This is a genomic window from Vagococcus sp. WN89Y (assembly GCF_052220145.1).
Taxonomy (GTDB): domain Bacteria; phylum Pseudomonadota; class Gammaproteobacteria; order Enterobacterales; family Enterobacteriaceae; genus Kosakonia.
This window is the reverse complement of the sequence record NZ_JBQPOM010000032.1, coordinates 120,464-133,478: the sequence shown is the minus strand read 5'-3', so window position 1 is coordinate 133,478 and position 13,015 is coordinate 120,464. Positions and strand designations below refer to the sequence as shown.

10 protein-coding genes are annotated in these 13,015 nt (G+C 55.8%); 4 read left to right on the top strand and 6 right to left on the bottom strand.

The genetic code is table 11. The features are described from left to right. Positions 1-202: 202 nt before the first annotated feature. Both metC and ACTU3N_RS14340 read left to right on the top strand, forming a co-directional pair. On the top strand, positions 203-1,390 hold the full coding sequence (metC, locus tag ACTU3N_RS14345) for a cystathionine beta-lyase (protein WP_443086815.1): 1,188 nt from the start codon (positions 203-205) through the stop codon (positions 1,388-1,390). 107 nt (positions 1,391-1,497) lie between these two features. After that, entirely contained in the window at positions 1,498-2,151 is a 654-nt protein-coding gene (locus ACTU3N_RS14340) for a DedA family protein (RefSeq protein WP_443086814.1), read from the top strand. 34 nt (positions 2,152-2,185) lie between these two features. Here ACTU3N_RS14340 and ACTU3N_RS14335 read toward each other — a convergent pair whose 3' ends face one another. Further along, positions 2,186-3,085 carry an AraC family transcriptional regulator gene (locus ACTU3N_RS14335; protein ID WP_443086813.1) on the bottom strand — a complete coding sequence of 300 codons (900 nt, stop codon included), beginning with the start codon at positions 3,083-3,085 and terminating at the stop codon, positions 2,186-2,188. Between the two features lie 174 nt (positions 3,086-3,259). Between ACTU3N_RS14335 and yqhD the strand changes: the two genes are divergently transcribed. Continuing rightward, a complete protein-coding gene (yqhD, locus tag ACTU3N_RS14330) occupies positions 3,260-4,423 on the top strand; it encodes an alcohol dehydrogenase (RefSeq protein ID WP_443086812.1) in 1,164 nt (387 codons plus the stop codon). A gap of 103 nt (positions 4,424-4,526) precedes the next feature. Then, entirely contained in the window at positions 4,527-5,354 is an 828-nt protein-coding gene (dkgA, locus tag ACTU3N_RS14325; protein WP_443086811.1) for a 2,5-didehydrogluconate reductase DkgA, read from the top strand. A gap of 52 nt (positions 5,355-5,406) precedes the next feature. Here the strand turns inward: dkgA and ACTU3N_RS14320 are convergent, their stop codons facing one another. The 5 genes from ACTU3N_RS14320 to ACTU3N_RS14300 all read right to left on the bottom strand — a co-directional run bounded on the left by ACTU3N_RS14320 (position 5,407) and on the right by ACTU3N_RS14300 (position 12,882). Continuing rightward, positions 5,407-7,587 (bottom strand): YgiQ family radical SAM protein, encoded by a 2,181-nt coding sequence (locus ACTU3N_RS14320; RefSeq protein ID WP_443086810.1) that lies wholly within the window; start codon positions 7,585-7,587, stop codon positions 5,407-5,409. A gap of 127 nt (positions 7,588-7,714) precedes the next feature. Then, positions 7,715-9,127: a cell division protein FtsP gene (gene ftsP / locus ACTU3N_RS14315; RefSeq protein ID WP_443086809.1), complete on the bottom strand. Its 1,413-nt coding sequence runs from the start codon at positions 9,125-9,127 to the stop codon at positions 7,715-7,717. Between the two features lie 72 nt (positions 9,128-9,199). Further along, a complete protein-coding gene (gene plsC / locus ACTU3N_RS14310; protein WP_443086808.1) occupies positions 9,200-9,937 on the bottom strand; it encodes a 1-acylglycerol-3-phosphate O-acyltransferase in 738 nt (245 codons plus the stop codon). A 218-nt stretch (positions 9,938-10,155) separates the two neighbouring features. Beyond that, positions 10,156-12,414 (bottom strand): DNA topoisomerase IV subunit A, encoded by a 2,259-nt coding sequence (parC, locus tag ACTU3N_RS14305; RefSeq protein ID WP_443086807.1) that lies wholly within the window; start codon positions 12,412-12,414, stop codon positions 10,156-10,158. 117 nt (positions 12,415-12,531) lie between these two features. Beyond that, the gene (locus tag ACTU3N_RS14300) at positions 12,532-12,882 is read right to left on the bottom strand and encodes a YgiW/YdeI family stress tolerance OB fold protein (protein ID WP_443086806.1); all 351 of its coding nucleotides are present in this window, start codon (positions 12,880-12,882) and stop codon (positions 12,532-12,534) included. Between the last annotated feature and the right edge of the window lie 133 nt (positions 12,883-13,015).

The window sequence follows — 13,015 nt, the reverse complement described above, 5'->3', positions numbered from 1 at the left end:
AAACTTCGCCGAATTGATAGTAGTTCTCATTAGTATTTACATACTGCCTGAAATGTAAGCCCTTTTCTTTGCGCTTACGCAGTAAATAAACGCCTGTGAACATTTATAAGAAAAAATTAACGCGCTTTCTCTTAAGCAGGAGGCATCCGCAATCTTTCATGGTAGTCTGGACATCCAGACGTATAAAACAGGTTTAGCAAACATGACGGCGAAGCATATTGATACTGCTCTGGTTAACGCAGGGCGCAGCAAGAAATATACGCAGGGAGCGGTCAATAGCGTGATTCAGCGCGCCTCTTCCCTGGTTTTCGACACGGTAGAAGCCAAACGACACGCCACCCGTAACCGCGCCAACGGCGAGCTGTTCTACGGGCGTCGCGGGACGCTGACGCACTTCTCATTACAGGAAGCGATGTGCGAACTGGAAGGTGGCGCGGGCTGTGCTCTGTTCCCTTGCGGCGCGGCTGCGGTGGCAAACACCATTCTGGCCTTTGTTGAGCAAGGCGATCATGTGCTGATGACCAACACCGCTTATGAGCCAAGCCAGGACTTCTGCAACAAAATTCTCACCAGGCTGGGCGTGACCACCAGCTGGTTCGATCCGCTGATCGGCGCAAGTATCGTGCGGCTTATTCAGCCCAACACCAAAGTGGTGTTCCTGGAATCTCCCGGCTCTATCACCATGGAAGTCCATGACGTTCCCGCTATCGTGCAGGCGGTCAGAAGCGTCGCGCCCGAGGCTATCATCATGATTGATAACACCTGGGCGGCAGGCATTTTGTTTAAAGCGCTGGCGTTTGATATCGATATTTCTATTCAGGCGGCGACAAAGTATCTGATTGGTCATTCAGACGGCATGATTGGCACCGCCGTCGCTAACGCCCGCTGCTGGGAGCAGCTGCGCGAGAACGCCTATCTGATGGGGCAAATGGTCGATGCCGACACCGCTTATATGACCAGCCGTGGGCTGCGCACCCTCAGCGTGCGCCTGCGCCAGCACCATGAAAGCAGCCTGAAGATCGCGCAATGGCTGGCGGAGCACCCGCAGGTCGCGCGCGTGAATCACCCGGCCTTACCGGGCAGCAAAGGCCATGAGTACTGGAAGCGAGACTTTACAGGCAGCAGCGGGCTGTTCTCCTTTGTGTTAAATAAACGTTTAAATAATGAAGAGCTGGCAAACTATCTCGACCACTTTTCGTTATTCAGCATGGCCTATTCGTGGGGCGGGTACGAATCATTAATTTTAGCAAATCAGCCGGATCAACTTGCCGCCATTCGTCCGGACGGCGAAGTCGATTTTAGCGGTACCCTTATTCGTCTCCATATTGGTTTAGAAAACGTTGACGATTTGAAAGAGGATTTAGCAGCAGGTTTCCAGCGCATCGTGTAAAGTGGGGCATCCACAGAAAACCCTGTATTTCTTGCGCCCACGATCAAGGTGTTTCGGGCGCGAGAGGAGTATAATAGCCGCTTCAAAGCGGTTCCACAGGAAAGTCCATGGTTGTTTTTCAAAATATTATTGCTGCGCTCTGGCAACACGACTTTGCGGCGCTGGCAAATCCTCATGTTGTCGGCGTGGTTTATATTGTGATGTTTGCCACGCTCTTTTTAGAGAATGGTTTACTGCCTGCTTCATTTTTACCCGGCGACAGCTTGCTGTTACTGGCAGGCGCGCTGATTGCGCGCGGGTGCATGGACTTCGTGCCGACGCTGTTTATTCTGACGGTCGCCGCCAGCCTCGGCTGCTGGCTGAGCTATTTACAGGGCAAATGGCTTGGCAATACGCGCGTGGTGAAAAGCTGGCTCTCCCAGCTGCCGGTAAAGTACCACGAGCGAGCGACATATATGTTTGACCGCCACGGTTTGCTGGCGCTACTGGCCGGGCGTTTTCTCGCTTTTGTGCGTACCCTGCTGCCCACGATGGCCGGTATCTCGGGCTTATCAAACCGCCGTTTTCAGCTATTTAACTGGCTGAGCGCACTGCTGTGGGTCGGTGCGGTGATGTCGCTGGGTTATGCCATCAGCATGATCCCGTTCGTTAAACGCCATGAAGATCAGGTGATGACCATCCTGATGCTGCTGCCGGTTTTCCTGCTGGTTGCTGGGCTGATTGGCACCATTGCCGTCGTTATTAAGAAAAAGTACGCCTGATTTCGTTCCCTCTTCCCGCGAAGAGGGACGCGCGTTAACTTCCCTGTATCATGCGAATTCTCGCCACATCCTCGCCGGGCGTCAGCCCAAAGTAGCGCTTAAAATCACGGCTGAATTGCGAGGCGCTTTCATAGCCAACACGCAGCGCCGCCGCACTGGCTTTCATACCGTCGTGCACCATCAGCATCCGCGCTCTATGCAGGCGGTAACTCTTCAGGTATTGCAGCGGCGAGGTGCTGGTCACCGACTTGAAATTGTGGTGAAACGCCGAGACGCTCATATTGGCCTCCGCCGCCAGCTGATCAACGCTAAGGCTTTCCGTGTACTGGCTCTCAATACGCTTAAGCACGCGGCTAATCAGGCTGAAGTGCGTCTGGCGGCTCACCAGCGCCAGCAGCGCGCCGCCGCACGGCCCGGTCAGGACGTGGTAAAGCATCTCGCGAATAATCTGTTTGCCGAGAATGCGCGCATCCAGCGGGCGTTCCATCACATCCAGCAGCCGTTCGGCGGCGCACAAAATCTCGTCAGATAACGTCGCTGAATTTATCCCGCTCGCCGCAGCCCGCGGATGGAAATGCTCATCTTCGCCGATATCCATCAGCAGCTCCTGTAATTGCAGGATATCCACATTCAGCCGGATCCCGGCCAGCGGCACCTGGGGCGTGGCGAAGGTTTCGCATTCGAACGGCAGCGGTACCGTCAGCAGCAAATATTCATTGGGGTCATAACGAAACATTCGCTCATTGATATAGCCAATTTTGTGGCCGGAAAAGAGAAACACGATGCCAGGCTGGTACATCACCGGCGTGCGGGTACCCGGCTGAGTGCCATACAGTAAGCGAATATCGGGCAGCAAAGCGTTAAGCCTGTTTTCATTATTTTTCAGAGCCTTAATCTTTTCAGTTAATTGCAGGCAAATCTCGTCACGGTTCATTTTTTGCCTCTCCGGCAGGCTGATTCGACCGCTACAGTGTGCAAAGTTTTGTGCTTTTTCTCCAGTCGTAAAGAGAAACAGGCAAGACATAGGCAGGAATGTGCATTGAGCGATATATCCCCTGCACCCACAATATTGCTTATCAGGTAACACCCACTCATAAGGGAACGAACGATGAACAATTTTAATTTACACACCCCGACCCGCATCCTGTTTGGTAAAGGTGCGATTGCCGACCTGCGTGAGCAAATCCCGGCAGACGCGCGCGTATTGATAACTTACGGCGGCGGCAGTGTGAAAAAGAACGGCGTGCTGGAACACGTTTACCGCGCGCTGGATGGCCTGGACGTTCGTGAATTCAGCGGTATCGAACCCAACCCGTCTTATGAAACGCTGATGAAAGCGGTCAAGATCGCGCGTGATGAAAAGATAACGTTCCTGCTGGCTGTGGGCGGCGGTTCCGTGCTGGATGGCACCAAATTTATCGCAGCGGCGGCCCACTATGCTGAAGGTGTCGATCCCTGGCATATCCTGCAAACCCGCGGCAGCGAAATCAAAAGCGCTATCCCGATGGGTTCCGTGCTGACGTTACCGGCCACTGGTTCGGAGTCGAACAAAGGCGCGGTGGTGTCACGTAAAACCACGGGCGATAAGCAAGCCTTCCATTCGCCGTTCGTTCAGCCGCTGTTTGCCGTGCTCGACCCGGTCTACACTTACACCCTGCCGCCGCGCCAGGTGGCGAACGGTGTCGTTGATGCTTTCGTACATACCGTTGAGCAATACGTGACTTACCCGGTTGATGGCAAAATCCAGGATCGCTTTGCCGAGGGCATCTTGCTGACGTTGATTGAAGATGGCCCCAAAGCGTTGCAGGAGCCGGAAAACTACAACGTGCGCGCTAACGTGATGTGGGCTGCGACCCAGGCGTTAAATGGCCTGATTGGCGCAGGCGTCCCGCAGGACTGGGCAACGCATATGCTGGGCCATGAGCTGACCGCGATGCATGGCCTCGACCACGCGCAAACCCTGGCAATCGTCCTGCCTGCCCTGTGGAATGAGAAGCGTGAAGCCAAGCGCGCCAAGCTGCTGCAATACGCCGCACGCGTGTGGAACATTACCGAAGGGACGGAAGAGGAACGCATTGATGCGGCCATTGCCGCCACCCGTGATTTCTTCGAACGTATGGGTGTACCAACACGCCTGTCTGCCTACGGCCTGGACGGCAGTTCCATCCCGGCACTGCTGGCAAAACTGGAAGAGCACGGCATGACGCAACTTGGCGAGCACCAGGATATTACGCTGGATGTCAGCCGTCGTATTTACGAAGCCGCACGCTAAGCGCCACAAAAGCAAGGCTTTCGTTTTTGGTTTTTTCGACCACACTTAATTGCACACCACCTTACCGGGTTCGTCCCGGTAAGCCTTTTGAAAGGAGAGATGCATGACACAACCAACGGTGATTAAGCTATCCGACGGCAACCTGATGCCACAATTAGGCCTGGGCGTGTGGAAAGCAAGCAACGAGGAAGTGGTTACCGCTATTCATAAAGCACTGGAAGTGGGTTACCGCTCAATTGACACCGCCGCCGCCTATAAAAATGAAGAGGGCGTCGGTAAAGCACTCGCCAGTGCAGATGTGGCGCGCGAGGAGTTGTTCATTACAACCAAGCTCTGGAATGATGACCAGAAACGCCCGGCGGAAGCCTTAAAAGAGAGCCTGAAAAAGCTTCAGCTCGACTATGTGGATCTCTATCTGATGCACTGGCCGGTACCGGCCATCGATCATTATGTGGACGCCTGGAAAGGCATGATCGAACTGCAAAAGCAGGGGCTGATTAAAAGTATCGGCGTGTGTAACTTCCAGATCCCGCATCTGCAAAAAATTATCGATGAGACCGGCGTGGCCCCGGTTATCAACCAAATCGAACTGCACCCGCTGATGCAGCAGCGCCAGCTACACGCCTGGAACGCCACGCATAAGATCCAGACCGAGTCCTGGAGCCCGCTGGCACAAGGCGGCGAAGGGGTTTTCGATCAGAAAATCATCCGTGAACTGGCAGATAAATATGGCAAAACCCCGGCGCAGGTTGTGATCCGCTGGCATCTGGACAGTGGCCTGGTCGTGATTCCAAAATCCGTCACCCCGGCGCGTATTGCGGAAAACTTCGGTGTCTGGGATTTCCGCCTCGATAAAGACGAGCTGGGCGAAATCGCCAAACTGGACCAGGGCAAACGCCTCGGCCCGGATCCGGATCAGTTCGGCGGCTAACGCGCCCGTCTGATATCAGCCCGGCAACCCGCCGGGCTTTTTTATGTGCGGATCAGCGCACGCGCGGGGCTTTCTTCTTCGCCGCAACAGGCGTTTGTTTGCCGTTACTGCGCTGGTGCGCAATCGCTGTATGGCGGGAAAGCGCAGGCTGCGCGCGGCTATTTTGCCGACGCGCTTCACGCATCTCATCCAGCGTCGGCGCCGGGACCAGGCACTCGCGGCGCGAACCAATCAGGTGCTTTTTGCCCATCGCTTCCAGCGCCTGGCGCAGCAGCGGCCAGTTTGCCGGATCGTGATAGCGCAGCAGCGCTTTATGCAGGCGGCGCTGTTTGTCCCCTTTCGGCACCACCACCTCTTCGCTCTTGTAATCGATTTTCGACAGCGGATTTTTGCCGGTGTAATACATCGTCGTCGAGTTCGCCAGCGGCGAAGGATAGAAGTTCTGCACCTGATCGAGGCGGAAACGGTGACGCTTGAGCCATAACGCCAGGTTAACCATGTCTTCATCACGCGTACCGGGGTGCGCCGAGATAAAGTACGGGATCAGATACTGCTCTTTGCCCGCCTCTTTGGAATAGGTATCGAAAAGCTGTTTAAAGCGATCGTAGCTTCCCATGCCCGGCTTCATCATTTTCGACAGCGGCCCCTCTTCCGTGTGCTCCGGGGCAATCTTCAGATAGCCGCCCACATGGTGCGTCGCCAGCTCTTTCACGTAGCGCGGATCTTCCACCGCCAGGTCGTAACGCACGCCGGAGGCAATCAGGATCTTTTTAATGCCTTTGAGAGAACGCGCGCGGCGGTAGAGATCGATGGTCGGCTGGTGGTTGGTATCCATATGCGGACAAATGTCCGGGTAGACACACGAGAGGCGGCGGCAGGTCTGTTCGGCGCGCGGCGATTTACAGCGCAGCATATACATATTGGCCGTCGGGCCGCCAAGATCGGAGATAACACCGGTAAAACCGGGCACCGTGTCGCGAATGGCTTCGATCTCATTAATGATCGACTCTTGTGAGCGGCTCTGAATAATGCGCCCTTCGTGTTCGGTAATCGAGCAGAAAGAGCAGCCGCCAAAACAGCCGCGCATAATATTAATTGAAAAGCGGATCATGTCGTAAGCCGGGATGCGGCTTTTGCCATAGGCCGGGTGCGGCACGCGCTGATACGGCAGGGCAAACACGCTGTCCATCTCTTCGGTGGAGAGCGGGATAGCCGGCGGGTTTATCCAGATATAGCGATCGCCATGCTTTTGCATCAGCGCCCTGGCGCAACCTGGGTTGGTTTCATGGTGCAAAATGCGCGAGGCGTGAGCATATAAAACTTTGTCGCTTTTGACCTTCTCAAAAGAGGGCAGCAAAACATAAGTCTTCTCCCAGGGCTTCGGGCGCGGCGGCTGAACCGTCACGCGCCGGGCTTCCTGCGCCTGTGGTACCACGGGCTTATTATCCGCGCACGGCAAGTCTTCACCGTACGGATGCGGGATTGGGTCGATTTTACCCGGCGTGTCGAGACGCGTGGAATCGACACCGCTCCAGCCAGGCAGCGCTTCTTTGACCACGATTGCCGTGTTGCGCACATCGCGGATCTGCGCAATGGGCTCACCCGCCGCCAGTCGGTGCGCCACTTCCACCAGCGGGCGTTCACCGTTACCAAACATCAGCATGTCGGCTTTGGCATCAATCAGCACCGAGCGACGCACGGTGTCAGACCAGTAATCATAATGCGCCGTGCGGCGCAGGCTGGCTTCGATACCGCCTAAGATAACCGGCACATCTTTCCACGCCTCTTTGCAGCGCTGGGTATAGACGAGCGTGGCACGATCCGGGCGTTTACCGGCAACGTTATCCGGCGTATAGGCGTCGTCATGGCGCAGTTTACGATCGGCGGTGTAACGGTTGATCATCGAGTCCATATTGCCGGCGGTCACGCCGAAGAACAGGTTCGGTTTGCCCAGACGCATAAAGTCATCTTTGCTGCTCCAGTCCGGCTGGGCAATGATCCCCACGCGAAACCCCTGGGCTTCCAGCATACGCCCGCAGATGGCCATACCGAAGCTCGGGTGATCGACATACGCATCGCCAGTCACCAGGATAATGTCGCAGCTATCCCAGCCGAGCTGTTCCATCTCTTCACGCGACATCGGTAAAAACGGCGCAGGGCCGAAACAGGCCGCCCAGTACTGGGGCCAGGAGAAAAGGTCACGATCCGGCTGGATCAGGGATATTGCGCTCATCTTGCTTCCGGGGTGGTAAAAAATTCAACAAAGGGCGGCGATTATACGCCGCTTTGTGTGGGTATATGAAGGTATATCGCACAACGTTTCTGTGCATTCACCGACGATGTGCGAAGAAAGAGGGAGATTACGGTGCCGGGTTCACCAGCAGTTGCCCAACCGAGCCGCGATCGGCCATTTCCAGCGTCTGGCTTTGATACAGGAAAGGAAAATGCGGCCAGGAAGGCTGGCCGAACCACACCAGTAGCTCCACCTGCCCGTCGACCCAAACCGTATCTTTCCAGCCGCGATCTTCAGGAAAAGGTGCCGCGCCATTAACGTTGCGCACGATAAACATCACGCCTTCTATATGGAACGATTGCGGCATATCCGCACGAACCGTCCAGCGCTCCCAGCTCCCTTGTTGGGCGGTCATATCAATACGCTGGGTATCCCAGAGCTGGCCGTTGATCCCAGGGTCACTGCCCAGCGTGATATCACGGCTGCGAACCGGCGTACCGGCCTGCACATCGTCAGGGAGCAGGCGCATCGGCAGCGTATCGGTGACCAGCGGCAGCAGCCCGGTCGGGCGCAGCGTTAGCACCAGCGTCGAAATCAGAATGCTCGACGGCTCAAAGAAACCGCGCAGTCTGTCCATAATGCTCGCCGCTTCGCCGCAGGTTATCGATACTTCATCACCATTGGTCATATCAATCAGCACTTCACGCCGCTCGCCCGGCGCCAGCGCCAGTTGCTTGACCGCCACTGGCGCTGGTAAAAAGCCCTGATCGCTGGCAATCACATGCAGTGCGCGGCCATCGCTTGCCTGCAACAAGTAACGGCGCGCATTGGAGGCGTTCAGCAGGCGCAGGCGTACCCAGCCGCGAGACACTTCCATGTAAGGGCTTTGTGCGCCGTTCACCATCAGCGTGTCGCCAACAAAGCCCCCGCTGCCCGGCTCGCTATACTCCGGCGTGCCGAAGTTATCCAGACGTTTATCCTGAATAATGACCGGGAAATCATCGACACCGTAGTGATTCGGGATAGGCAGCGATTTGCTGACCTCATCTTCTATCAGCCACATGCCCGCCAGCCCGTTATACACCTGCTGGGCGGCAAGGTTAGGCGTGTTGGCGTGATACCACAATGTGCTGGCGCTCTGGCGAATCGGCAGCACCGGCGCCCAGTCGCTACTGGCCGACATCATCCGCGCGGGGCCGCCAAGCAGTGGGCCTGGCACCTGTAAACCGCTGACCGTCATCGCAACGTTATCCGTCAGCCGATTGCTATAAATAAGTTTGACGTCATCCCCGCTCCAGACGCGAACCGTCGGCCCGAGGTAACGCCCGTTGATACCGGCAACCTGCGCGCGCGTGCCGCTGGCAAAAGACCAGTGCGCGCGCTGTAAGGTGAGAAACAGGGGCTGCCCGCGGCGCGACTCCAGCAGTGGAGGCACGGGCAGCGGGGGTTGCTTGCCGGCAGCATTTGCCCTCAGCGGTAATGCGCCTGCACAAAGCGCAACACCGGATGCCTGAATAAACTGACGCCGACTGAGTGACATATTTGCTCCGTGTAAAACTGACTCACATCGCCAGAGAAATTCACTTCGCTGGACTTGCTATAAATCAAAAAATTAAAGCCGACCGGCCGCTTCACGTTCTGCTACTTCTTTATCAAGTTCGGCGATTTTCTGCGCCATCACTTCACGGCAATGCACGGCCAGCTCGCGCACCTGATCTTTGCCATACTGCGTGATATCAATCGGCGGCAGCATCTCGACAATCACCAGACCGTTACGCAAGCGGTTAAGGTTGATTTTGTTCGAGGTATTCGACACGCACACCGGAATGACAGGCACTCCGGCGGCAATCGCTGCGTGAAACGCGCCGGTTTTAAACGGCAGCAACCCGCGGCCCCGGCTGCGTGTCCCTTCCGGAAACATCCAGACAGAGATATTGCGCTTCTGGATATGCTTCACCACTTGCGCAATGGTGCCGTGCGCTTTCGTCCGATTGTTACGGTCAATCAACAGGTTGCCGGTCAGCCAGTAAAGCAGGCCAAAGAACGGGATCCACAGCAGGCTTTTTTTGCCCACGGTAACGGTCGGCGGCTGCACAATGTTAGAAGCCGTTACCATATCGTAGTTGTTCTGATGATTAGCGATGTAGATAGCATTGCCAAACTGTGACGCATCCGGCGGCAAACGGGTTTCGACTTTCAGGCCGAACAGCGGCGCCAGGCGGCCAAACATATGGCCGAAGGTAGCGACATGCTTCGGGTTACGTGGGCTGAACAGGCAGTAAATAGAGCCAAATATGCAGACCAGAATAGAGTAGATAACAACAATAATTACGCGAAAAATGAATAGCATAGCGTCCTCGAAAGCCCATACCTTTGAGCATGATTTGCACGCCAGATTATGCAAACGGGCGGTGCCACGCGCAGCCAGTCCGGCCAGGGCGTTTGTTTTTTTTTGCAGGCCTGTAAAAACGTATTGTTAATCGCAATCAGCGAATAAACAACGCTTTTACGGGAAATTTTACACGATACATATCCCCCACCGGCTGGTGGGGGACAAGATGACGAAGATTATTCTTCGCTGTCGCCGGTGCCCGGGCGGGCGGGCGCATCAATTTCTACACGGTCGATTCGCTGCAAGCCGCGCATTAGCGTACCGCGACGGCCGCGTTCGCCCTGCACTTTTTGCAACTCTTCCGGGCGCAGTTTGATTTTGCGTTTACCGACGTGGATGGTGAGCGTGCTTTGCGGTGCCAGCAAATACAAATGCGCCAGGCCGTCGTCCCCTTTCGCGGCATCCGCCGACGGGATACCGATGATTTTGTTGCCTTTACCTTTCGAAAGCTGCGGCAGATCGCTGACCGGGAACATCAACATGCGGCCAGCATGGGTTATCGCCAGCAGCATATCGTCGTCGTTCTCAATCTCCAGCGGCGGCATCACCCGTGCGTTGTCAGGCAGGCTGATTAGCGTTTTACCGGCACGGTTACGCGCCACTAAATCATTAAAGGTACAGACAAAACCATAACCGGCATCGGAGGCCATCAGCAGTTTGCGGTCATCGTTGCACATCACCATATGCTCAACGGTCGCGCCCGGCGGGAGCGTAAGTTTACCGGTGATCGGTTCGCCCTGCCCGCGCGCAGACGGCAGCGTAATCGGGTCGATGGCATAGCTGCGCCCGGTAGTATCAATAAACACTACCGGCTGGTTGCTCTTGCCTTTCACCGACGCTTTCCAGCTATCACCGGCTTTATAGCTCAGCCCTTGCGCGTCAATATCGTGGCCTTTGGCGCTGCGCACCCAGCCCATTTGCGACAGCACAATGGTGACCGGCTCGGAAGGCTGCATATCGTGCTCGTTCATCGCCTTCGCTTCTTCGCGCTCCTGCAGCGGTGAGCGGCGATCGTCGCCGAATGCGTCGGCATCGGCCTGCAGTTCCTTTTTCAGCAGGTTGTTCATCTTGCGCTCGGAGGCCAGAATCGCTTGCAGCTGATCGCGCTCTTTTTCCAGTTCGTTCTGCTCGCCGCGAATCTTCATCTCTTCCAGTTTGGCAAGATGGCGCAGTTTCAACTCAAGGATAGCTTCCGCCTGGGTTTCGCTGATGCCAAAGCGCGACATCAGCGCTGGCTTCGGCTCATCCTCGGTGCGGATAATCTCAATCACTTCATCGATATTGAGAAACGCCACCAGCAAACCTTCAAGGATATGCAGGCGTTTGAGCACTTTCTCCAGACGGTGATTCAGGCGGCGGCGCACCGTATCCCGGCGAAACGCCAGCCACTCGGTAAGGATTTCCAGCAGGTTTTTCACCGCCGGGCGACCATCCAGACCGATCATGTTCAGGTTGATACGGTAGCTCTTTTCCAGATCGGTGGTGGCAAACAGGTGGTTCATCACCTGATCCATATCCACACGGTTGGAGCGCGGGACAATCACCAGCCGCGTCGGGTTTTCGTGATCCGACTCGTCGCGCAGATCGTCAACCATCGGCAGCTTTTTATTGCGCATCTGGCTGGCGATTTGCTCCAGCACGCGCGCGCCGGAGACCTGGTGCGGCAGCGCGGTGATAACCACAGCGCCGTCCTCTTTTTTCCACACGGCGCGCATACGTACCGAACCACGGCCATTCTGGTAGATTTTGCGAATTTCCGCGCGCGAGGTAATGATTTCAGCTTCGGTCGGGTAGTCCGGCCCCTGCACGATATCCAGCAGCTGATCGAGCGTCGTTTTCGGCTGCTCAATCAGCGTGATAGCGGCTCTGGCGACTTCGCGCAGGTTGTGAGGCGGGATATCCGTCGCCATACCCACGGCGATACCGGTGGTACCGTTCAGCAGAATGTTCGGCAGACGCGCAGGCAGCATTTTCGGCTCCTGCAACGTGCCATCAAAGTTGGGTATCCAGTCAACGGTGCCCTGGCCTAATTCGCTCAGCAGCAGCTCGGCATACTTAGACAGGCGAGATTCGGTGTAACGCATGGCGGCGAAGGACTTCGGATCGTCCGGCGCGCCCCAGTTCCCCTGGCCATCCACCAGCGGATAGCGGTACGAGAACGGCTGCGCCATCAGCACCATCGCTTCATAGCACGCGCTGTCGCCGTGCGGGTGGTATTTACCCAGCACATCGCCCACGGTACGCGCTGATTTTTTGAACTTAGCGCTGGCATTCAGCCCGAGCTCAGACATTGCGTAAACGATGCGACGCTGAACAGGTTTCAGACCATCACCGATAAACGGCAACGCCCTGTCCATGATGACGTACATGGAGTAGTTCAGGTAGGCGTTTTCCGTAAATTCATGTAGCGCAAGGCGCTCTGCCATATCGCTCATTGATCGTGATTCCTCAACATGTATCTCCGCCTGTACGGCGGCAATATTGCCGCAGATACTACCTTATCTGCGGCAAGGAATCATAGCGAAGAGCGAATTTTTCACGCCTCAGGGGGGTTATTTAGCGACCTTACTGATCTGTTTGACATCGATTTCGACCGAGTTCCAGTCTTTATCTACTTCGCCGTGAATTTCGACCAGATCATCCGGGCCGACGGTCACACCATTCCAGCGATTGTCGTCGATTTCAATATTAATGGTGCCGGTCGGGTCTTTAAAGATATAGGTATCGCCAGAAATACGCTCGATGATATTGCCGCGCAGCGTAACCATAGCGTCATCACTGAGGGTTTTCGCGGTGGCAACCGTGGCCTTACTGCTCGGGCCGGTAAAACCGCCCTGATTCGCTGCAATAGCCGGTAATGTGCCGAGCGCGAAAATCAATGAAAATGCCGCGAGTTTATGCATAACTTTCCTCCATTTTGTTGCGGGCTGTATCCATTCAACCAGCCCGTACTGATAAATGTCCTGACGTGAAAAAATAATTCCACGCGTTTATTGTGGTCGTCTCGCCTCGTTTGTGCAATAAAAACGGCCATAA